General features: G+C 65.7%; 20 protein-coding genes, 1 tRNA gene and 1 riboswitch. Of the genes, 7 read left to right on the top strand and 14 right to left on the bottom strand.

Annotated elements, in window-relative coordinates; genetic code table 11:
- Window positions 1-15: 15 nt before the first annotated feature.
- A complete protein-coding gene (gene glmM / locus KQ304_RS08575) occupies window positions 16-1,425 on the top strand; it encodes a phosphoglucosamine mutase (RefSeq protein WP_259736773.1) in 1,410 nt (469 codons plus the stop codon).
- Here glmM and KQ304_RS08570 read toward each other — a convergent pair.
- The 4 genes from KQ304_RS08570 to KQ304_RS08555 are packed head-to-tail and all read right to left on the bottom strand — an operon-like array spanning window position 1,412 to window position 5,809.
- Window positions 1,412-2,440, bottom strand: a complete 1,029-nt coding sequence (locus KQ304_RS08570; RefSeq protein ID WP_259736683.1) for an N-acetylglucosamine kinase — start codon at window positions 2,438-2,440, stop codon at window positions 1,412-1,414. The two genes, glmM and KQ304_RS08570, sit on opposite strands and share 14 nt — an antisense overlap.
- The gene (locus KQ304_RS08565) at window positions 2,433-3,827 is read right to left on the bottom strand and encodes an IctB family putative bicarbonate transporter (RefSeq protein ID WP_259736682.1); all 1,395 of its coding nucleotides are present in this window, start codon (window positions 3,825-3,827) and stop codon (window positions 2,433-2,435) included. The genes KQ304_RS08570 and KQ304_RS08565 overlap by 8 nt, the downstream gene beginning before the upstream one ends.
- On the bottom strand, window positions 3,827-4,495 hold the full coding sequence (gene trmB / locus KQ304_RS08560) for a tRNA (guanosine(46)-N7)-methyltransferase TrmB (protein WP_259736772.1): 669 nt from the start codon (window positions 4,493-4,495) through the stop codon (window positions 3,827-3,829). Before trmB ends, KQ304_RS08565 begins: the two co-directional genes overlap by 1 nt.
- A gap of 6 nt (window positions 4,496-4,501) precedes the next feature.
- Complete coding sequence (locus tag KQ304_RS08555) at window positions 4,502-5,809, bottom strand: FIST N-terminal domain-containing protein (protein WP_259736681.1); 1,308 nt, start codon at window positions 5,807-5,809, stop codon at window positions 4,502-4,504.
- A 34-nt stretch (window positions 5,810-5,843) separates the two neighbouring features.
- Here KQ304_RS08555 and KQ304_RS08550 point away from each other — a divergent pair, with 34 nt between their 5' ends.
- On the top strand, window positions 5,844-6,482 hold the full coding sequence (locus tag KQ304_RS08550) for a DUF3177 family protein (protein ID WP_259736680.1): 639 nt from the start codon (window positions 5,844-5,846) through the stop codon (window positions 6,480-6,482).
- Complete coding sequence (locus KQ304_RS08545; RefSeq protein WP_259736679.1) at window positions 6,482-6,805, top strand: hypothetical protein; 324 nt, start codon at window positions 6,482-6,484, stop codon at window positions 6,803-6,805. Before KQ304_RS08550 ends, KQ304_RS08545 begins: the two co-directional genes overlap by 1 nt.
- A gap of 419 nt (window positions 6,806-7,224) precedes the next feature.
- On the opposite strand, the gene KQ304_RS08540 is transcribed toward KQ304_RS08545, so the two are convergent.
- From KQ304_RS08540 to KQ304_RS08530, 3 genes are all read right to left on the bottom strand, one after another.
- Entirely contained in the window at window positions 7,225-7,461 is a 237-nt protein-coding gene (locus KQ304_RS08540) for a CsbD family protein (RefSeq protein WP_259736678.1), read from the bottom strand.
- A 153-nt stretch (window positions 7,462-7,614) separates the two neighbouring features.
- Window positions 7,615-7,779, bottom strand: coding sequence for a DUF1328 domain-containing protein (locus KQ304_RS08535; protein WP_259736677.1), 165 nt, complete (start codon window positions 7,777-7,779; stop codon window positions 7,615-7,617).
- 10 nt (window positions 7,780-7,789) lie between these two features.
- Entirely contained in the window at window positions 7,790-7,939 is a 150-nt protein-coding gene (locus KQ304_RS08530) for a CsbD family protein (RefSeq protein WP_259736771.1), read from the bottom strand.
- Window positions 7,940-8,367: 428 nt separating this feature from the next.
- On the opposite strand from KQ304_RS08530, the gene KQ304_RS08525 reads away from it, so the two are divergent.
- Complete coding sequence (locus KQ304_RS08525) at window positions 8,368-9,447, top strand: glycosyltransferase family 4 protein (protein ID WP_259736676.1); 1,080 nt, start codon at window positions 8,368-8,370, stop codon at window positions 9,445-9,447.
- Window positions 9,437-11,557, top strand: a complete 2,121-nt coding sequence (locus KQ304_RS08520; protein ID WP_259736675.1) for a glycogen debranching N-terminal domain-containing protein — start codon at window positions 9,437-9,439, stop codon at window positions 11,555-11,557. The genes KQ304_RS08525 and KQ304_RS08520 overlap by 11 nt, the downstream gene beginning before the upstream one ends.
- Window positions 11,558-11,745: 188 nt before the next feature.
- On the opposite strand, the gene KQ304_RS08515 is transcribed toward KQ304_RS08520, so the two are convergent.
- The 4 genes from KQ304_RS08515 to KQ304_RS08500 form a co-directional block, all read right to left on the bottom strand.
- Window positions 11,746-12,276 carry a hypothetical protein gene (locus KQ304_RS08515; protein WP_259736674.1) on the bottom strand — a complete coding sequence of 177 codons (531 nt, stop codon included), beginning with the start codon at window positions 12,274-12,276 and terminating at the stop codon, window positions 11,746-11,748.
- 116 nt (window positions 12,277-12,392) lie between these two features.
- Window positions 12,393-13,301 carry a sigma-70 family RNA polymerase sigma factor gene (locus KQ304_RS08510; RefSeq protein ID WP_259736673.1) on the bottom strand — a complete coding sequence of 303 codons (909 nt, stop codon included), beginning with the start codon at window positions 13,299-13,301 and terminating at the stop codon, window positions 12,393-12,395.
- Between the two features lie 205 nt (window positions 13,302-13,506).
- The gene (locus KQ304_RS08505; RefSeq protein ID WP_259736672.1) at window positions 13,507-13,779 is read right to left on the bottom strand and encodes a hypothetical protein; all 273 of its coding nucleotides are present in this window, start codon (window positions 13,777-13,779) and stop codon (window positions 13,507-13,509) included.
- A 113-nt stretch (window positions 13,780-13,892) separates the two neighbouring features.
- Entirely contained in the window at window positions 13,893-14,111 is a 219-nt protein-coding gene (locus tag KQ304_RS08500; RefSeq protein WP_259736671.1) for a hypothetical protein, read from the bottom strand.
- Between the two features lie 365 nt (window positions 14,112-14,476).
- Here KQ304_RS08500 and KQ304_RS08495 point away from each other — a divergent pair, with 365 nt between their 5' ends.
- Window positions 14,477-14,788 carry a ribbon-helix-helix domain-containing protein gene (locus KQ304_RS08495; RefSeq protein ID WP_259736770.1) on the top strand — a complete coding sequence of 104 codons (312 nt, stop codon included), beginning with the start codon at window positions 14,477-14,479 and terminating at the stop codon, window positions 14,786-14,788.
- A 32-nt stretch (window positions 14,789-14,820) separates the two neighbouring features.
- Here KQ304_RS08495 and ileS read toward each other — a convergent pair whose 3' ends face one another.
- Together ileS and KQ304_RS08485 are read right to left on the bottom strand one after the other, a co-directional pair.
- Window positions 14,821-17,778 (bottom strand): isoleucine--tRNA ligase, encoded by a 2,958-nt coding sequence (ileS, locus tag KQ304_RS08490; protein ID WP_259736769.1) that lies wholly within the window; start codon window positions 17,776-17,778, stop codon window positions 14,821-14,823.
- 102 nt (window positions 17,779-17,880) lie between these two features.
- The gene (locus KQ304_RS08485; RefSeq protein ID WP_259736670.1) at window positions 17,881-18,600 is read right to left on the bottom strand and encodes a Ycf66 family protein; all 720 of its coding nucleotides are present in this window, start codon (window positions 18,598-18,600) and stop codon (window positions 17,881-17,883) included.
- Window positions 18,601-18,654: 54 nt separating this feature from the next.
- On the opposite strand from KQ304_RS08485, the gene KQ304_RS08480 reads away from it, so the two are divergent.
- A tRNA-Leu gene (locus KQ304_RS08480) sits at window positions 18,655-18,736 on the top strand.
- Window positions 18,737-18,745: 9 nt separating this feature from the next.
- Here the strand turns inward: KQ304_RS08480 and KQ304_RS08475 are convergent.
- Window positions 18,746-19,360: a HupE/UreJ family protein gene (locus tag KQ304_RS08475; RefSeq protein WP_259736669.1), complete on the bottom strand. Its 615-nt coding sequence runs from the start codon at window positions 19,358-19,360 to the stop codon at window positions 18,746-18,748.
- 25 nt (window positions 19,361-19,385) lie between these two features.
- Window positions 19,386-19,560, bottom strand: a riboswitch (cobalamin riboswitch).
- Between the last annotated feature and the right edge of the window lie 144 nt (window positions 19,561-19,704).

Raw genomic sequence — 19,704 nt, 5'->3', positions numbered from 1 at the left:
TTCCTTCCCCCGCTGATGCTGGAGCTGGCTTCTTCCCCCATCGGTGCACCCCTCGGGGAGGGCTGCACCGGTTTCGGCACCGATGGCATCCGGGGGCAGGTGGGCAGCCTGATCACACCGCTGTTGGCCCTGCAGGTGGGCTACTGGTGCGGCCGGGTGCTGCCGCCCCAGCGCCCGGTGCTGATCGGCATGGACTCCCGTAACAGCGGTCCGATGCTGGTCGCTGCCCTCACCGCCGGGCTGACGGCCGCCGGGCGGGAGGTGTGGAGCCTGGGGCTGTGTCCCACTCCGGCGGTGCCCGGCACGATCCGCAGGAGTGGGGCTGCCGGCGGCCTGATGGTCTCCGCCAGCCACAACCCCCCCGGTGACAACGGCATCAAGGTGTTCGGGCCTACGGGCGACAAGATCGATCGAACCCTGCAGGCGGCGATCGAAGCGGGGCTGCGCGGCGAGGAGGCCGTCACCATCCAGTCCACGGGCCTCAGCGGCCCCCGTGGCTGTGGCCCGGCCCACCAGCGAGAGGATCTGCTAGCGGAGTACCGCGAGACGCTGATCGCCAGCGTGGGCGGGCGGCGCCTGGATGGCTGCCGCATCGTGCTGGATCTCTGCTGGGGCTCAGCCACCGCCTGCGGGGCCGAGGTGTTCCGGGCCCTTGGGGCTGACCTGACCGTGCTGCACGGCGAACCCGACGGACAGCGGATCAATGTCTCCTGCGGCAGCACCCACCTGGAGGCCCTGCGCCAGGCGGTGCTGCAATCGGGCGCCCAGATGGGCTTCGCCTTCGATGGCGATGCCGATCGGATGATGGCGGTCGATGGCAAGGGCCGGGTCGTCGATGGCGACCAGGTGCTCTACCTCTGGGGCGGTGCCCTGCTGGAGAGCGGCGACCTTCCCGGCCAGTTGCTGGTGGCCACCGTGATGTCGAACCTGGGCTTCGAGCGGGCCTGGCAGGCCCGGGGCGGGCTGCTGCAGCGCACCGATGTGGGCGATCAGCACGTGCATGCGGCCATGGCCGCGAGCGGAGCCGGCCTCGGTGGTGAGCAGTCGGGTCATATCCTCTCGGCCCGGCATGGCATGAGCGGCGATGGGCTGCTCACCGCCCTGCAGGTGGCCACGCTGATCCACAACGGCGCCGGCTCGCTGGCCGACTGGATGGAGGCCAGCTTCAGGCCCTACCCCCAGGCTCTGGTCAACGTCACCGTGCCCGATCGCAGCTCCCGCCAGCAGTGGCAGCGCTGCGACCCCCTGCGCCAGGCCGTTGAGCAGGCCGAGACGGCCATGGCTGGCAGCGGCCGGGTGCTGGTGCGCGCCAGCGGCACTGAACCGCTGCTGCGGGTGATGGTGGAGGCGGCGGAGCAGGAGGCGGTGGATCACTGGTCATCGCATCTGGCGGCCCTGGCCGCGGCTCACCTCAACCGGGCCTGAGCGCAGCGGAGTTGAGCTCCTGGCTCAGAAGCTGCTCAGCCAGCTGCAGGGCTCCCTGGCAGGCATCTCCGCGGGGGGAGACCAGCCGCGCCTGCGGTAAGACCAGTTTCAGCCGCCGCTGATAGGCGGCCCTGAACAGGCTGAGATGCTCCAGAGCTCCGCCCAGGCCGCAAACCTCGCCGTCCTCCAGGCCCAGGGTCTGGGCCACGCCTGCCACCAGCTCCGCCAGGCCCTGGGCCGACCGCTCCAGCACGGCAGTGGCGTCGCCCTGGCCCGCTTGCGCCAGGGCCTGCACCGCCGGGGCCAGGCGCGCGAAGCCGGCGGCGCCGAACTCCGGCTCCACCACCATCGCCTTGATCCGCTGGGGGGTGATGGGGCCGTTTCCCAGGTCCGCCCAGAGGCGGCGGCGAAAGTCGCTCTCGGGCCGGCGGCCGTCGGCCATCTCCAGCGAGAGGATCAGCGCATCGCGGCCGATGTCGCAGGCGGAGCCGGCCTGATCCAGCAGCCAGCCCCAGCCACCGCAGCGATGTTCCTCCCCCCTCGGGTTGCGCCCCAGGGCGATGCAGCCGGTGCCGCTGATCACCACGATCCCCGGGCCGCCGCCGAAGGCTCCGTGCAGGGCTGTGCGCTCATCTCCGTTCACCAGCACCCGCTCCAGCCCCAACCCGAGCGCAGCGGCGGCCAGGGTCGTGCCGAGGCGCTGCACCGAGCTGCCCTGCTCGATGCCGCTGGCGCCAACAACGGCGGCCTGCGGGGCCATGGAGAAGCCCTGGGGCGGCTCCTCAGCGCCACCCCGCTCACCCTTGCCGGCGGCAGCGGCGCAGGCCCGCTCCAGGCTGAGGCGCAGAGCGGCACTGAAGCGCTCCTGGCCGCCGGCGGCGGCCAGGTGGCTGACACCCGGGCCATCGCCTTCGCCCAGCACCCGCAGGCTGCCATCGCTGCCGCGCTGGGCCAGGCGGCAGATGGTGTGGGTCTGGCCGGCATCGAAGCCCGCCAGCAGGAGCGGCTCAGCCATCGACCGTTGTCGTCGTTGTTGTTGTTGTTGTTGTCGTTGTTGAAGCTGCTGCTGCCGCTGTCGGCGGCAGGGTGGCCAGGGTGGCGAGGCAGAACCAGCCGGTGAGCTGCACCTCGGGGCGGAAAAAGATCGTGTCGGTGAGGCCCTGCACGCAGAGGCCCACGATTGTTGCCACGGCCCCCAGGGCCGGCAACGCCTGGGGATGCTCACGCCGCAGCTGGGCCAGGCCCTGGCGCAGGCTGCTCTGCAGCAGACCCAGGCCCGCCAGCAGGCCGGGAATGCCCCCTTCCACCGCCAGCTCCAGCGGGATCGAGTAGGCGCTGAGGGCGTTGAACTTCGGCTGCTGATAGAGCGGATAGATCAGGTTGAAGATCGCGTTGCCGGGGCCGATGCCCAGCCAGGGCCGGTCCTGGACCATCTGCAGTGCCGCCATCCAGACGTTGATGCGGAAGTTGTTGGAGCTGTCCTCCCGGCCCGCCACCAGGCTCAGCACCCGTACCCGCAGCGGCTCGATCTGACTCACCGCCAGCACCAGCGCCAGGCCGCCCCCCAGCAGCAGCAGCAGGGGAAACAGCCGGCGCAGCAGGGGTGACCAGTGGCGGCTGGCCCGCAGAGCCAGCAGCAGGGCCAGGCTGCCCAGGGCCCCCACCATGCCCAGCCAGCCCCCACGGCTGTAGGTGAGCAGCAGGGCCACCGCACCGATCAGCAGTGCTGAGAGGGCATAGAGGCGGGCCATCGGGCGTTGCCAGCGCAGCAGCGCCACCGCCGCCAGGGGCAGGATCGGCAGCAGATAGCCCGCCAGCAGGTTGGGGTTGTCGAGGGTGCTGTAGATCCGCACCGTGCCCTCGGCCACCGAGTTCGGATCCGACCAGCGGGCCAGGGCGGAGCTGTCGCCGTAGAGCTGGCGGATGCCGATCACCGCTGTGATCAGCTGCCCTCCCAGCAGGGCCGCCACGATCCTGTCCCACCAGAGGGGAGCGCTGGCCAGCAGCTGACGCATCAGGGCGTAGACGCCCAGGTAGCTGAGCAGTTTGAGCAGGCCCTTGGCGGCAGCGACGGGCACGGGCGAGAAGCCGGTGGAGATCACCGCCAACGCCAGCATCACCAACAGCCAGCCGCTGATCCGGCCGAGGCGTCCGGCGGGGGTGCACAGGGCCCAGATCAGCCAGAGCAGGCCACTGGAGAGGATCAGCAGGCTCAGTCCGGCCCGGGTGACCAGCGGCAGCCCCGCCATCAAGGCGCAGAGCACCAGCCCGGAGAGCAGCGGCAGATTCCTGGCCAGGGGCCCGGCCGCGGATCGGGCGAACAGACCCTGCCAACGCAGCAGCCATGGCACCTGCCCCTCGCGCTCCGCTGAGGCGATGGCGTGGGCGGTGGGGGTGGACATCAGTGGCCGGCGTGGCTGGCCGACGGATTATGGGCGGCCTCGGCCCTGCGCCGGTAGAGCACCCGGTACACCGGCAGCCCCTGGGCGAGCACGATCCGCTCCCGTTCCGTTGCCACCGGCAGAGGGTTGTCAGCCCGCCAGGGGCGCCCATCCTCCGGCGGACGCAGGAACCAGCCACTGGCTTCGCTGAGGGCCACCATCGGCTCGATCACCGCGGTCACGTCGCTCTGCAGGAACAGCTCGCCCCCGGCCGGCAGGGCCGCGGCCAGGGCCTCCAGCAGATCGCTCTGCAGCACCCGCCGCTTGTGGTGTCGGTTCTTGAACCAGGGGTCGGGGAACTGAATCGTCACCCGTTGCAGTCGCCCGGCCGGCAGGGCCCCAAGCCAGCCCAGCAGGCTCACATTGGCGTTGCAGAACAGGAAGCGCAGATTGCCGCTGGCCAGCGCCAGGCGGTCGCGCTCGGCGGCCTCCACCAGCGGCCGGCGGATCTCGACCCCCAGGAAGTTCCACTCAGGCTGGAGCGGCGCCATCGCCAGCAGGAAGCGGCCGCGGGCACTGCCGATGTCGAGGTGGAGTGGCTGCTGTGGCCGCTCGAACAGGTCCGCCGGTGCTGGCAGCTCAAGCGGCTGCTGGTGCACCCGCGAGAGGGGATTGACGTGCTGGCGCACCACCGCTCAGGCCTCCGGCGGCTCTGCTGACGCCGCGGCGCCCGGGCGTGGCACCAGGAAGCCCCAGCTGGCGGTGTAGCCATGCAGATAGGTGCTGCCCGCCACCGGACCGATCTCGCCGTTGCAGAAGGCCCCCGCCATGGGCAGCTCCGGAAACTCCCCCTGGGCAATCCTCACGTCGCCATCGGCTTCGCCGTAGAGCCCCTTGCCGCGGCCCAGGCAGGCGAAGAGCAGACCGGCCAGGGGCGGTTCGGATCCTCTGGCCTGGCTGCGCAGCAGCTGCCGCAGCTCCTGGCGGGAGGCGTCGGCATCACGGAGCTGGAACTGCACCTGCTGACCCACCCGCAGGCGCTCGGCCACCGCCACCGCCCCGTTGCGGGGATCCACGCCGATCAGATTTCTCACCAGGAAGGCCGTGCTCTCGCCGCCGTCGTCAGTGCCGCCCAGGCTGAAGTTGTTGCGGGCCACGCCGAGGAAGAGCGAGTGGCGCACCAGTTCCCGCTCCGCCGGGTTGAGGGTCTGCAGGATCGTCTGCAGGCAGTTGACCGGGGTGTTCTGCTGGTCGCCGCGGCTGAGCTGCAGCACCACATTGCGCTCGGCCTGCTCGATCTCGAACACCGGGCCGATTGGCCGGCAGCCCTGGGCCACCACCGGATCGATGGTCCAGCTGCCGCCGATCAGGCAGCCCACGGCTCCGGTCACCACCCGGTCGTCGAGCAGCAGGGATCCATGGCTGGCGCTGTGGGGGCCGGCGATGCCCCCCACCTTGGCCAGGTCCGGGAAGGCGTAATCCAGGCCGCTGATCAGGTCGTTGATGGCCTGACAGGTGGGATCCACCAGCAGCACCATGGCGTCGGCCCGCTCCGGATCAGCCCCCACCCAGTCGATCCAGGCGCGGCTGTCGCCGTCGAGGTCGGGCAGCTGATCGGTGTCGAGCCCGAACAGTTGCAGCTCCGCCCCGGGCAGGCGCAGCAGCATCACGCTCAGGGCTGGCTCCTGCTCCACTTCATGGGCACTGCCGCCCGCCCCGGTGCCCACCACGCCACCACCGGCGGCGCCCAGCCAGTGGCGGGCCTTCAGACGGGAGCGCAACAGGGGCATCAGCCGCTGCAGGTCGCTGGCGTAGCTGGTGGAGCAGAACACCAGGGCCAGGTCCGCCTCGCCCCGGACCGCGGCGCCGAAGCCCTTGGCATGGAGCTGCTGCACCACCTCGCTGACGGCGTCTTCGAGGGAGGGCAGACGCGAGAGTGCCGTTCGGCACGACGCCTGCTCATCACCGCGGCGGAGCCAGGAGAACAGGGGAGTCGCAGGCATCAAAAGAACCTACTGGTGAAGCATGGCGCGGATAATGGCGCCTTCCCGTACCCAAGCTGTGCCCGACCTGCTGTACCGCACCCTGGTGTGGCTCGACTTCCGCCTGGCGGTGGTCTTCACCCTGGCTCTGCCTCTGGTGCTGCTGGTCTGGGCGGCGTGGCGGCGGGAGGGGGCGCTGCTGCGGCTGATGGGCATTTATTGGAAGGTGGCCAGCCTGCTGGCGATCGCGGTGCTGTTGTTCGTCGATGCCCGACCCCTGGCCTATCCGTTGATGATCGTGGCCAGGCTGCTGATGGTGGCCTCGCTCTGGTTCTGGGTGGATCTGAACGAGGAACTGGCTGATCTGCCCCCCTGGCGCCCGCTGCCGCTCACCCTGCGCAGCTGGCGCTGGGCGCTCACGGCCTTTGGCCTGCTGGGGGCCGGTCTGGGCGCGGGTGCCATGGGTTGCGGCCTGGGCGCGGCGGGCAGCGTCCTCTGCCAGACCTGGCTGGAGGCACCACGTCGCCTGCACACTGGTGCCGCCCAGGTGTTTTCCTTCGTGTTCGGCGCCGACCTCACCCCCACCCTCACCGCCTTTTTCGGCTACCTGGCCCTGGTGGCCTATGTGGTGGGTCTGCTGCAGTGGATCCTGGTGCGTCTGCCCCGCCAGGGGCGGGTGGCGGGAGGGTTCTGATGGTGGTTGCTTGGCTGGCCCAGCTTGAGGAGATCAGCCGCGGCCGGCCCGACCGGGTGCTGCGCCTGCGGGGCACGCTGCCCTCGTTGATGGGTCCAGGGGGGGAAGAAGGGGCAGAGGAGGAGTTTGAACTGCTGATCTTTCGTGGCTTTTCGAGCAGCGTGACCCATCCCACCGCCTTCGATCCCGATCAGCCGGCGCTGCCGGAGGGGGCGAGGCTGGGGAGCGCCGAGCTTCTGCAGGGGCCCATGAACCCAGAGTCTGAGGTGGTGCTGGCTGGACCAGAACCGGCGGAGAGATTCCTGGATCCTGAGCGCTGGTGAACGAAACTCACCAGCGCTCAGGATCTACCCGATGACGGGGGATGCGAGCTTCCGCGATTGGGTCTGTAGACGGGAAAGCCAATAAGCCAGCCCGAAGAGATTTTAAGGCTAGTTCTTTATTTTGATATGGAGCATTGCCGCTGTCGTCGCGGCTGCCATCGTCGTCATATTTCTGGCTGTTGAGTTGATGCTTGTGGCAGTAGTGCAGAGATGTTGGTGCGCTGGTTGTCACAAATGATCAACTCACTTCGGCGAGCGCTGGAGTGGCGAGGACTAAAGTGTCAAGGGGTCATTGTTTTGGAGAATGCCAGGAGCGGAACATGCTTCTTCTCTGGCGCCAGGCTCGAATCAATTCGAATTTTCAAGGTCCCGGCATGGCATCTTCAGACGTGATGCCGGGGTGTTCGGCTGATGCTGGCTCAGCCCATTCCGGCCTTGTCCTTAACGTCTTCGACGGCATTCCTCACTTTGGCCTCGGCCTGCTTCGCCTTGCCGGCGATACGATCTCCTTGGCTGCCAATTACGTTGCCAATCGATTCCTGGGTCTTGCCCTCGAAGTCCTTGGCGTCAGCCTTAAGGCGGCCGGCGATGGCGGCCACGGGCAAGGCTGAGGCGCTGAGGCTGAAGGCTCCTGAAGCCTGGGCGGGAGCGGCCAACAGCAGCAGGCTGAAGACCAGGCCAAGGCAAGTGGAGGCCAGCTGGCGCAGAAGGCGAAATTGGTGATTCATGAGTGGTCTAGATGATGGGATAACGAGGTTTGGCGCTGTGGTTGAACTTGATGCGGCTCATGCAAAATGCCTCACCGCCATTCACATCACGCCACGCCGGCCGGTGAGGAAAGAGAGCACGGCAAGCACAAGAAACACAAGAAACAGAATTTGGGCGATGCTCGCGGCTGATCCGGCGATACCACTGAAGCCAAGGACGGCAGCGATGATCGCAATGACAAAAAAAGATATGGCGTAGTTAAGCATGACAGGGCTCCTAAGGAGTGTTGATCAGCTGGGAAATCTCTTGCTGGCTCTTGCCGAGCTTCTTTTGCAGATGGCCAAGCATTTCCTCTTCCTGGCCTTCGGTGTAGGCCAAATCGTCATCAGTGAGCTCGGCGAACTTCTGCCTGAGTTTCCCTTTCATTTCGTGCCATTCACCTTTGAACTGGAGCTTATTCATGATCAGGTCCGCAAGGCTTTGAGATCAATGCCAGAGCCTATGGAGCCGGTCGGATCGCTGCAAGGGCAAATCCTTTGGCTTGTCACACCTTGGCTCCTCTCCTTTCACTATGGGGCTGAACCTGGTGTTTGACTGCTGTAGATATGCCCCCTATCCACAGCACCATCAACAGTCAACGTTGAGAGCTGACGCGGCTGTGCTGTCTTGATTCAGTGAGGTTGTGTTCTGTGTCGGTCATTCCCCTGGCTTGGTGCATCGCCACTGGTTCCTGCCTACGTTTCAACTACGAGCAGGTTGCTGCTACACCCCTGCTGCGGCACCTCGATGTCCGCAGATGTGCATGCTGGGCTTGCAGGGGATGTGTTGCCAGTTGATTCTTCGAGAGCAAGCCGATGCGTATTGCCCAGATCTCGCCACTGTTTGAAAGTGTGCCGCCGCTGCGATATGGCGGAACGGAACGAGTTGTGCACTATCTCACGGAAGAACTCGTCAACCGTGGCCATGAGGTGGTTCTGTTTGCCAGCGGTGACTCACTCACCAGCGCCGAGCTCTTCCCCTGCGTGCCGCGAGCCCTAAGGCAGGCGGGCTATCGGGGCAATCCACGGGTGTCAGAAGGTCGCCAGCTGGATCAGGTGATCGGTCAGCTCGACCGCTTCGATCTTCTCCATTTCCATACCGGCCTTGGCCTCCGCCCCGGCCTCGCCCGCCTGCCGGTGGCCCAACTCCATACCCTGCACGGGCCCCTGACTGGTCCGGAGGTGGACCGACTCCACAGGGATTTTGATCCGGTGCCCCTGGTGTCGATCTCGGAGTCTCAGCGGGCCCCTCACCCCGGTGCTCACTGGCTCGGCACCATTCCCCATGGTCTGCCCACCGATCTCTACCGCTTCGAGCCGTCACCCTCTGAGTACCTGGCCTTCGTGGGGCGGATCTCACCCGAGAAGCGTCTTGATCGTGCCATCGCTATTGCCAACGCTGTGGGCCTGCCTCTCAAGGTGGCCGCCAAGATCGATCCTGTTGATTTGGATTATTTCCACGCCGCCATTGAACCGCTCTTGCATGAAAATCCACTTGTGGAGTTCATCGGGGAGGTCGATGATGTCGGCAAGCAGGAGCTGCTCGGCAACGCCCTGGCACTGCTGTTCCCGATCGACTGGCCCGAACCCTTCGGCTTGGTGATGATCGAAGCCAACGCCTGCGGCACGCCCGTGATTGCCTGGCGTAACGGCTCCACCCCCGAGGTGATTCGGCCCGGCCGCAATGGCGTGCTGGTGGAAACAATCGAGGAGGCCGTGATGGCGGTGCGGGGAATCGAGCAGCTGGATCGCCGGCGGGTTCGCCATGAGTTCGAGCGGCGTTTCACAGTCGCCCGGCAGGCGGCCGACTACGAACGTCTCTTCCAACGCCAGATCGAGACCCGTCGCCGCCCCTCCCCAGCCAGGCTCCTTGCCGCGTGTTCCCATGCCGCATGATCTGCTCCCCCCGTTCGTTCTCAAGGACGGGGAAACCTTCGCGATGCTCGATCGCCGCGGTGAAATCTGCCCCGAGACCCATCCCGATTCCGGCATCTATCACCGTGGCACTCGCCATGTGAGCCGCCTGGAACTCCTTCTCTGGGATCAGTCCCCGATTGTGCTGAGCTCCGCCGAGAGTGGGGAGATGGGGCTTCATGTGAGCCATCTCAGCAACGACATCGACGGAACCGGTTCGCCCCCGCCCGGGTCCGTGCACCTGAAGCGCAGCACTGTTCTCACCCCCACGAGCTGTTTGCAGGCTCTCGATTTCACCAGTTACCTCGGCGGTGCGGTGTTGCTGCCGTTGACCCTGCGCTTCGACGCCGATTTTCGCGACATCTTCGAGATCCGCGGACACAAGCGACCCCAGCGCGGCCGCACGGTCCGTCGGCACACCCAGGACTTTCTGGAAGTGGCCTATGGCGGGCTCGATGGGGAGGATCGACGCACGCTCCTGCGGGTGGGAGGTCTGGCGGCGGAGGTGGGTGAGACCCACATCACCTTGGTCCTGCAGCTGGAACCTCGCTGCACCCGTCGCGTCCATCTCCTGCTGGATTTCCATCCCGCAGGAGATTGTGTCGCGTTTGAAGATGCCTTTGATGCCGCACTGGCGGCGGCGAACGAGCGGTTGCGTGACAGTCATCGCCAGGCGGCCTCCATCGCCACCGACAACCAGGCATTCAACTGTTGGGTGGCCCGCTCCATGTCGGATGTGCATCTGCTCTCCAGCCAGCTCGAGCACGGCCTCTACCCCTACGCCGGTGTTCCCTGGTTCAGCTGCCCCTTCGGCCGTGATGGGCTGATCGCCGCCCGCCAGATGCTCCTGGTGGAGCCGCGCCTGGCCCGAGGCGTACTTGGCTTCCTGGCGGATCATCAAGCCAGCCACCTCGACCCGGCCGTCGATGCCGAACCCGGCAAGATCCTGCATGAAGCCCGTCTGGGCGAAATGGCGGCCCTGGGGGAGGTGCCCTTTGCCCGCTACTACGGCTCCGTGGATGCCACGCCTCTGTTCCTGATCCTGGCGGGCGACTATCTCCTGCGCAGCGATGACCAGTCGTTCATCCAGCACCTGCGGCCGGCGCTGGACCTGGCTCTGGACTGGATCAGGACCGCCGAAGCGAGTAGCCAGGACGGATTTCTGCGCTATCAGTGCGCGGCCCAAGGCGGCCTTCGCAACCAGGGTTGGAAGGATTCCGACGATGCCATCCACCACGCCGACGGCCGCCTGGCCGAGGGTTCAATCGCCCTTTGCGAGGTGCAGGCCTATGCCTACGGGGCCCGCCGCGCCATGGCGGGCATCGAGCATCGCTTCGGGCGTGCCGCCCAAGCTGAGCAGTTGCTGGAGGAAGCCCATCAACTGCGCAGTCGCTTCAATGCGGCCTTCTGGTGCGATGCCATCGGCACCTATGCCCTGGCGCTCGACGGAGAGGGCACCCCCTGTGCTGTGCGCAGCTCCAACGCGGGCCACTGTCTCTGGACCGGCATCGCCAGCCGCAACGCAGCGGCGTCGGTGGCCCGCCAGCTGATTGCACCCACCAGTTTCAACGGCTGGGGCGTGCGCACACTCGATGAACGAGAGGCGAGATACAACCCGATGAGCTATCACAACGGCTCGGTCTGGCCCCACGACAACGCCTTGATCGCCCTGGGCCTGGCCCGCTACGGCCACATGCCAGAGGCGATGCGAATCCTCACCGGCTTGTTCGACACGGCCCAAGCGCTGCCGCAATACCGGCTGCCCGAATTGTTCTGTGGATTCCCGCGTCGCGACGACGATGACCCCACTCTTTACCCGGTGGCTTGCAGCCCCCAAGCCTGGGCCAGCGGCACGGTGTTCGGTTTGCTGGAAGCGATCACCGGAATGGGCATCGGACGCGACGCCGAGACAGGCCGGGTGCAGGTGCTGTTCCGGAAGCCGGCGCTCCCGAAAGGCATCAACCTGCTGGAAGTCAACGGGCTGCGCCTTGGCGAGGAGGAGATCGACCTGCAGCTGCATCGCAGCGAGCACGACACCGGCGTCTTGGTACGGCGGCGCACGCCTGGTGTTGATGTGATGGTCACCAAGTAAGGAATGGACTTGGTGACCATCTGAAAACCCGCTGAAATCCATTGGGTGATCCCGGAATCGACGACCTCGATCCCCTTGATCTTCTGGCTCATCGCCGAAGCTGGCCAGCCACTGCTAAGGCCACGATCAAAAGAAGCCATCAGCAGCGGGTCATGCTGTGGTTGGGCGTGAGCCTGTGAACGAGCTCGCTACCGAGCAGCCTGGAGGTTCGGGCATGGTGCGTTCCAGAGCTTCAGCAGTTTGAGCACTTGATCAGTTTCCCCTCTGGACTTCAGTTGATTTACCGACAACTGAATCCGCTCACAATCGACCTGTTTTTCGAGCTGGATTCGTTGTGCTCTGAGATCCTCCAGTTCCTCTTCCGCCTTCTGACGCTTGGTCTCCTGCTGGGCCATCACAGCCTGGCGCAGGCTCGCTCCCGCTTCAGTGTTGGCAGCATCGGCAAGTTGCCGGCTGGTGGCCACATCCATTTCCCTCAGCTGCAACTGAAGTGCGGCTTCCCGCTGCGAGGCGGACTGCAGGTTGTTCCTGAGCGTCAGCTCCCTCTGCTCACGTTGCAGTGCCTCCCGGGTGGATTGATCCTGGAGGGCCTGGGCCTGAAGACGCTGCTGTTGCTGCTGATTCAGGAAGGCGAGAGCACCCACCACCACCACAGCGGAGAGCCCCGCAATCCAATACTGATTTCTTCGATTCATGGGGTGTTTCATTGATTCCTCCATCCAGTTGAGGGTGCTAGAAGTTCATCCTTGTGCTTCTGATTGAAACACTCAAGCCATCGGCTGAGCTTGTCGGCGGACCGGATCAACGGCAGACGTGCAGCCCCGCTTGGCCTCGATCAACTGGCTGCGCTGAATTCGGTCAATGGAGCTCCAGCCTCGCGAGGATGGGGCACGGGGGTGAGCCGATGACGGAGCTTGCGCAGCACTCTCCGTTCGAGACTCTGCACTTGACCCTTGCTCATCCCCATCGAATCAGCCACCTCGGCATAGGAACGGCTCTTTTCGGCACCAAAGCGCAGTTGGAGCAGATGCTTTTCACGGCTATCGAGAGTCTGAACATGCATAAGAAGCCATTGGTAGTCGTCCTGCATAATCAGACTCTTTTCGTCGCGTATTAAATCCATCAGGCAGATGTCTTCGCTTATGATTCCAATCTTTCGGTCGAGTGAAGTGGTGCGGCATTCCCGTACAGTGCGCAATGAATTCTCCACACGTCGTTCTGATTCTCCGAGACGCTTCGCAACCATGCTGGTGGAGAGAACTTGGTCGGAGGAGGCTTGCAGGCGCTCAGCGCGGAAGGCGAGACTGAGTATCGTCTTTGGAATCCTGATGCCACTGCCACCTTCGCGCATCGCATTCGTGACCGCCTCGCGGATCCACCAGAAGGCATAGGTGGAAAACTTGTAGCCGCGAGTGGGGTCGAACAGTTCGACGGCTCGGATCAAGCCAAGATTGCCGGCCTGCAGGAGGTCAAGCATCTCCAGTTGGAGGCTACCGATCCGGTCCTTATACTTGAGGCCGATCAGTGCCACCAGCCTGAGGTTGGCGGATACCATGCGGTTCTTAGCCCTAATGCCACTTTTTATTAGAGCCTTTGGCGGATTGGTATGGTTGAGCCACTCCTGCACGATTCCGGCCAGGTGCAGTTCTTCATCAGGAGTTAAAAGTGTCGTGCGCTTAATCAGTCTCAGATAGTCGTTGAGACCATCACCGGCGGCGTTCTTGCTTGGGCGGGTTGTATGCATATGTCCTCAGATGAATTTGACTCGTCGGCTTCTGGTTGTCAGGCGTCTCATTCATTGATTCAATCTAGAACGTATGCGCTTGATCCGAGGATCGCCATAGCTTGTCAGCACGTTTATGTGAAATATGCGCTTTTCAGGCCGCGCCATTGAGCCGGGGTCGGGATAGCTTTTGGTCACTTTCCCCCTGAGATGGCCCTTCGCTAGTTCAGGCTGAGCCCAGCATCAAGACATCCTCAACTTCTGCGGTGATCCCGCAATCGTTGTAGGTCGATGCTGGCGGGAATCCCAGATCTCGCAGCCATTCCACCAGCAGACGCCGATCCTGCATGGCTGAGGCCAAGGGCGAGAGGTCAGATGTGATTGCGGAGCCGGCCAGGATTTCTTGCTGCAAGTCTTCCAGGGCGCCACAGATGACACGATACAAGACATAACTCCTGGGATTGAGTTCATTGAGTTGACTGCGTCGTCTCTCGGTCATCATTCAAGCGATATTCAGAGCTGTAGTAGCAGCAGACTGGCGCTGCACAGCACTGTTGTAATTGAGTCTCTTTGCAGCGAGACTCACTCGGGAGCTTCAAGCCTTCGATCTGATCAGGCTGCGGTCATGAGCTCCTCGGAAATGATGACTTGCATGGGGGTGGAGCTTATCTTGTGGCCATATCTGGAAGGGGTGTAGTTGACCGCTGTACGGAGGGTTTCCAGGTGAACAGACAGAATGTCTTCAACACTGGTTCCCAGTGCTTCCGCAACGCGCTGGATCACGTCGGCCGTGCCTGGGGAAAGGCTGAGTTCAACAATTAATTTATCCATGCCGTTTCCTTGCCTTCTTCTTCAGGGTAGGCACAGAGCTGTGGCAGGGATGCCGTCGATCTGCTGTCGATGCGTGGCTGATCTGCAGGACGCTCCCCTCAGGTCTGCCGATTCTGGGCACTGTTGCGTTTCGGCCCGGCGTTGATGGGCATTGCAGCAGTACTGCAGCAGATCTGTTCCTAATCTGCAGCAATGGGATCCGCCCACCTGGTCCTTGGCTCGCCACTGGCATGCCGCCATGGCGCAACAGCGTTAGGTTGAGACTGTGAGGAGTCCCATTCCATTGATGCTCAATTGGCCTGCTCTGCTGGTCGCATGCATGAACCGATCGTTTCTTTTGATTGAGTCAGGGAGAGGAGGTGGCCATGAGAACTGAACATCAGGGTCCCTCTCCTTTTCGGTCTCCCGTTCGCATCAGTATCACCATCCCAGACAGCGTTCATGAGGGATTGGCTCAGATTGCCAACGAACAGGGGCGATCCCTCAGCAATCTGGCGGCCTATCTGCTGGAGTGGGCCCTCTCAGAAGAACAGAATTGCCAGTTGATTCTCCATCGGACTTCATCTGAGGGGCATCCCTCATCTGCTGGAGTGCCGATGCTGAACCACCCGTCCGCTCCCGATCAGGTTGGTTGTTCTGATCGGGAGCAGACCACGGGATCTCGTCCTGGGTCCTGACTGGGACCATTTCAAGACCTCGCAAGCCGCTCTCAGCCCTCCAGCACGGCCACGCAGCGCCCGCAGAGGCTGGGATGGGAGGCATGGGTGCCGATGTCGGTTTCCATGTGCCAGCAGCGCTCGCATTTGCGCCCTTCGGCTCGGGCGATGCGCACGGTGATGCCCCCCTCGCTGGCTTCCGCCAGGGGATCGGCCAGGGCCGCGGCACCGCTGGGGCGTAGCTCCAGCTGCGAGACGATCAGCCAGTCGGCCAGGTTGTCCACCGAGGGGTGGGGGCTGGAGTTGAGCAGCTCCAGGGAGGCGGCCAGGGCTTCTGCGCGATCGCCGCTGCCCAGCTCCAGTTCCACCCGGGCCTCCAGGGAGGCCCCCAGATCGCCGTTGACGCGGCAGCTCTCCAGCTGACGATTCACCTGCCCGCGCAGCTCCAGCAGCGGCCGCAGCGGCTCCACCAGGGCGGCCTCAGCCCAGAGGGCCGGTGCGCTGGGCCAGCCCCGCTCGAACACCGAGCGCTCCGCCACCGGATAGGGCAGGTTCTGCCAGATGTCTTCGGCCATGTGGCAGAGCACCGGCGCGATCAGGCCCGCGAGCCGCTCCACCACCAGGGCCAGCACCGTCTGGCAGCTGCGGCGGCGGAAGTCGCTGGCCCCGCTCACGTACAGCCGGTCCTTGGCGATGTCGAGGTAGACGTTGGAGAGATCCACCACGCAGAAGTTCTGCAGGGCCTGGAAGAAGCGGTAGAACTCGTAGCGCTCGAAATCGGCGCTCACCGCCTCGATCAAACCGGCGGTGCGCTCCAGCATCCAGCGGTCCAGCAGCGGCAGATCGGCGATCGCCACCGCATCGCCCCCGTCGGCCGCAGGCCTGGGGTCGAAGTCGTGCAGGTTGCCCAGCAGGTAGCGGGCCGTGTTGCGCACCTTGCGGGTCACATCGGCCAGCTGTTTGACGATGCCCGGCCCCAGCGGCACATCGGCGGAATAATCCACGGAACTCACCCACAGACGCAGCACATCGGCGCCGTAGGCGGGCTGCTGCTTCTCGTTCTTGCCGCCCTCCACCAGCACGGCTGGATCGACCACATTGCCCAGGGATTTGCTCATCTTGCGGCCCTTCTCATCGAGGGTGAAGCCGTGGGTGATCACCCGCCTGTAGGGGGCCTGGCCGTTGACGGCCACGGAGGTGAGCAGGCTGCTCTGGAACCAGCCCCGGTGCTGGTCGGAGCCCTCCAGGTAGAGATCGGCGGGGTAGTTCAGGGGTGGAGCCTCAGCGGTCGCTGAGGCGTTTTCGCAGGCCTCGTCGCCAGAACCTGCCCCCGGATCGGCTCCCGTGCCCAGGCCCCCCAGCACTCCCGCCCAGGAGGAACCGGAATCGAACCAGACATCCATCGTGTCGGTGCCCTTGCGCCACTGGGCCGCTTCGGCGGCGAGGGAGGGGGGCAGCAACTCGGCTTCCTCTCTCTCCCACCAGACATCGGAGCCGTGCTCGGCGATCAGGGCCTCCACATGGGCGAGGGTGTCGGCGTTGAGCAGGGTTTCGCCGCTGCTTCGGTGGTAAAAAACGGGGATGGGCACGCCCCAGGTGCGCTGGCGGCTGATGCACCAGTCGCCGCGGTCGCGCACCATCGCCTCGATGCGGTTGCGGCCGCTGGCGGGCAGCCAGTCGACGGCGGCGATGGCGTCGAGGGCCTCGGCGCGGAAGCCCTCCACCGAGGCGAACCACTGCTCGGTGGCGCGGAAGATCGTCGGTTTTTTGGTGCGCCAGTCGTAGGGGTAGCGGTGCTCGTAGGGCTCATGGCGCAGCAGGGCGCCGGCGGCCTCGAGGGCGGAGATGATCGCCGGGTTGGCGTCCTTGAGCACGTTGAGGCCGGCGAAGGGGCCGGCTTCGGCTGTGAGGGTGCCGGCTTCATCCACCGGGCAGAGCACGGGCAGGCCGGCCTTGCGGCCGGTGATGAAATCATCGACGCCGTGACCCGGTGCCGTGTGCACCAGGCCGGTGCCCGCTTCAGTGGTGATGTAATCGCCGCCGATCACCACCGGGCTGGTGCGATCGAGGAGGGGGTGGCGGTACTGGGCCCCCTCCAGTTCCGCGCCCCTGAGGCTGAGCAGGGGTTCGAGCTCCAGCCCAAGGCTGCTGCGCAGGCTCTCCACCAGGGCCGCGGCCACGATCAGGTGGCGGCTGGTGCGATAGCCGTTGGCCCCCTGATCGCCCACGCGGCAAAGGGCGTACTCCAGCGAGGCATTCACCGACACCGCCAGGTTGGCGGGCAGGGTCCAGGGGGTGGTGGTCCAGATCGCCACCGCCAGATCGCCCTCAGCCGGCGTGGTGGCTGCTTCGGCGCTGGTGAGGCCGAGGGCGGTGAGCCGGGCGCCGAGCCCGCCGGGCAGGGCCACCACCGGAAAGGCCACGTAGACGCTGGGGGAGGTGTGGCCGTCGGGGTACTCCAGTTCCGCCTCGGCCAGGGCGGTGCGGGAGCTGGGGCTCCAGTGCACCGGCTTCAGGCCCCGGTAGATGTGGCCGGCGAGCACCATGCGGCCGAACACACCGATCTGGGCGGCCTCATAGGCCTTGTTCAAGGTCAGGTAGGGCTGCTCCCAGTCGGCCCAGATGCCCCAGCGCCTGAAGCCCGCCTTCTGGCCCTCCACCTGCTCGAGGGCATAGGCGTGGGCCCGGCGGCGCAGCTCGAGCGGGGTGAGTGCGGAGCGCTCGGTGCTGGAGAGGCTCTGCAGCACCTTGAGCTCGATCGGCAGCCCATGGCAATCCCAGCCCGGCACGAAGCGGGCCCGCCGGCCGCGCAGCAGGGCGTACTTGTTGAGGATGTCCTTGAGGATCTTGTTGAGGGCGTGGCCCACGTGCAGGGGCCCATTGGCGTAGGGAGGGCCGTCGTGGAGGGTGAAGACCTCGCCGGGATTGCCGCGGCTCAGCCGCTGGTAGAGGTCGAGCTCCGCCCAGAACGCCTGCAGCTCCGGTTCACGGGTTTTGGCGTTCGCCCGCATCGAGAAGGGCGTCTGCAGCAGGTTGAGGGTGTCCTTGTAGGAGACCGGGCTGACTGTCACGGCTCCGGGAGGGCAGCAAGAGCGAATTATCGACCCCAGCCCTCAGGGCCTGTCGTCGTCATCGGCCGTCGGCTCGGCGTCGGCTCCCCCATCGCCGGCTGCTGCGGCCTGCTCGATCAGCTGCTCAATCTCGGCGAACGATTCCACCGTGGTCACGTCGTGGTCGATGGTCTGCTGATTCAGCAGCGGCTCCTCGGCTGGCGCCGCATCAGCGCTCGGTTCAGCTGGAGGGGTTTCCGCGGTTTCAGCAGCTTCTTTGGATTCAGCAGCTTCCTTGGATTCAGCAGCTTCGGCGGTTTCAGCGGTTTCGCTCGCTTCAGGCTCGGGGCGAACCCAGCGCTTGGTGCTGGTCTGGGCTTTGGCACTGGCCTCGCGCCGCTCCTTCAGCCAGGTGCCCACTCCCCCCAGCTTCGATCCCGCCAGGCCGACCAGCCCCGTCAGGGCGGCGCCCAGTTGCTGCAGGCTGGTGCGCCAGCGCTCCACACCGGTGAGGCGCACCTGTTCAGCGCGGCTGAGCTGGCGCCAGCGACCCAGACCCACCTCCGAGCTCAGCCGGCCGATCAGCAGACCGCCGCAGAGCACGGCCAGCATCGGTGCCCCGCTGAGGCGCTCGGCGCTGGTGACCAGCACCAGACCCAGCACCAGCACCAGGGCTCCCCAGACCGAATCGCGGGGGCGGCTGAGCTCCGGCACCAGCAGCGGCAGCAGCAGCACCAGCAGACCGGCAAGGAGTGCCAGGGATCCACCCAGGGTGGCGAGCATGGTGACAGAAGCGGCGGTGTGGCCATTCTGAGCCGCTCGATACAGTCGGCCCACGCCCACCTGGCGGAATTGGTAGACGCGCTGGTTTTAGGTACCAGTGGCTTCGGTCGTGGGGGTTCAAGTCCCCCGGTGGGCATGGCTGGGTTCAGCGCAGGAGCACAGCCAGTGGAGCGAAGGCCACCAGGCCACCGCAGAGCGCCAGGGCCACCGCCAGCCGGGTGGTGACGCTGCAGGGGAGACGGCGCAGCACCAGCAGCGTGCCACCGCTCACCAGCAGGGAGCCCACGAACGCCCCCAGCCACCAGGAGAGGGAGGTCTGGTCGCTGGGGGCTTCCAGCCCGTGCAGCATGGCGTGCACGGCCACGGCGGCGGCCACCAGCCCCCCCCAGAGGCTGAGCTGCGGGCTGGAGCCCTGGCGCTCGGACCACAGGATCGAGCCGGCCACCGCGGAGATGGCCAGGGCCGCGAGCAGTTCTCCGAAGGGCAGGCTGCCGCCCATCGCTCCGAACACACCACCGCCCACGGCACCTGCCAGGGCCCAGAGCAGCAGGGTGGAGGAGATGGCGGCGGAGGCGGCGCCCACACCGATCAGCAGCAGCAGGTGGTCAAGGCCGGTGAGGGGGTGAAGGAAGCCGGAGCTGAGGCCTCCGTGGGCGAAACCGTGGGCCTGGGCCGGCTGGGCGGCCAGGGCGAAGGCCACCACCGCCAGGCCGGTGTAGAGGGCCCGGGACGTGGTGCTGGTGCTGGGAGCTCGGTTCATCAAGGGGGGAACGGTCCGCGCCGGTGGGTTGGGGAACTGAGACGGCGAGCGTTCTGACTGAGGGGAAACCCGGAGAGGGGACCCAATCACAGCTGCGGGACAGTGCCGGATTCGCTGGAGACCACAGGACCACAGCACACCGGTCTTTCCTCGTTGCCTCCAGGGTGTGAGCCACTGGAACCGTCGGCTGCATTCTGAACCTTGCTGGCCGGCCTGGCTGTTCCTGGCCTGATCTACCCGTGCGCCGGCGTCTGTCGTGTGCGCTGGCACTGACCTTGGCCATGCAGCGCACAGTCGCCAACGGGCTTGCTGCCTAGCTTCCAAGCCATGGACACGTCTTTGAC

The organism is Synechococcus sp. CS-1329 (assembly GCF_025128055.1).
GTDB lineage: Bacteria > Cyanobacteriota > Cyanobacteriia > PCC-6307 > Cyanobiaceae > Regnicoccus_A.
Note: the sequence above shows the minus strand (reverse complement) of the source record. Positions and strands in the feature narration are given on the sequence as shown.

Excerpts from the sequence above, each read along its gene's own strand:
- glmM (WP_259736773.1), top strand. The coding sequence starts at position 16 with ATGCTGGAGCTGGCTTCTTCCCCCATCGGTGCACCCCTCGGGGAGGGC.
- KQ304_RS08570 (WP_259736683.1), bottom strand. The coding sequence starts at position 2,440 with ATGGCTGAGCCGCTCCTGCTGGCGGGCTTCGATGCCGGCCAGACCCAC.
- KQ304_RS08565 (WP_259736682.1), bottom strand. The coding sequence starts at position 3,827 with ATGTCCACCCCCACCGCCCACGCCATCGCCTCAGCGGAGCGCGAGGGG.
- KQ304_RS08555 (WP_259736681.1), bottom strand. The coding sequence starts at position 5,809 with ATGCCTGCGACTCCCCTGTTCTCCTGGCTCCGCCGCGGTGATGAGCAG.
- KQ304_RS08550 (WP_259736680.1), top strand. The coding sequence starts at position 5,844 with ATGGCGCCTTCCCGTACCCAAGCTGTGCCCGACCTGCTGTACCGCACC.
- KQ304_RS08545 (WP_259736679.1), top strand. The coding sequence starts at position 6,482 with ATGGTGGTTGCTTGGCTGGCCCAGCTTGAGGAGATCAGCCGCGGCCGG.
- KQ304_RS08535 (WP_259736677.1), bottom strand. The coding sequence starts at position 7,779 with ATGCTTAACTACGCCATATCTTTTTTTGTCATTGCGATCATCGCTGCC.
- KQ304_RS08530 (WP_259736771.1), bottom strand. The coding sequence starts at position 7,939 with ATGAAAGGGAAACTCAGGCAGAAGTTCGCCGAGCTCACTGATGACGAT.
- KQ304_RS08525 (WP_259736676.1), top strand. The coding sequence starts at position 8,368 with ATGCGTATTGCCCAGATCTCGCCACTGTTTGAAAGTGTGCCGCCGCTG.
- KQ304_RS08520 (WP_259736675.1), top strand. The coding sequence starts at position 9,437 with ATGCCGCATGATCTGCTCCCCCCGTTCGTTCTCAAGGACGGGGAAACC.
- KQ304_RS08515 (WP_259736674.1), bottom strand. The coding sequence starts at position 12,276 with ATGGAGGAATCAATGAAACACCCCATGAATCGAAGAAATCAGTATTGG.
- KQ304_RS08510 (WP_259736673.1), bottom strand. The coding sequence starts at position 13,301 with ATGCATACAACCCGCCCAAGCAAGAACGCCGCCGGTGATGGTCTCAAC.
- KQ304_RS08505 (WP_259736672.1), bottom strand. The coding sequence starts at position 13,779 with ATGACCGAGAGACGACGCAGTCAACTCAATGAACTCAATCCCAGGAGT.
- KQ304_RS08500 (WP_259736671.1), bottom strand. The coding sequence starts at position 14,111 with ATGGATAAATTAATTGTTGAACTCAGCCTTTCCCCAGGCACGGCCGAC.
- KQ304_RS08495 (WP_259736770.1), top strand. The coding sequence starts at position 14,477 with ATGAGAACTGAACATCAGGGTCCCTCTCCTTTTCGGTCTCCCGTTCGC.
- ileS (WP_259736769.1), bottom strand. The coding sequence starts at position 17,778 with ATGCGGGCGAACGCCAAAACCCGTGAACCGGAGCTGCAGGCGTTCTGG.
- KQ304_RS08485 (WP_259736670.1), bottom strand. The coding sequence starts at position 18,600 with ATGCTCGCCACCCTGGGTGGATCCCTGGCACTCCTTGCCGGTCTGCTG.
- KQ304_RS08475 (WP_259736669.1), bottom strand. The coding sequence starts at position 19,360 with ATGAACCGAGCTCCCAGCACCAGCACCACGTCCCGGGCCCTCTACACC.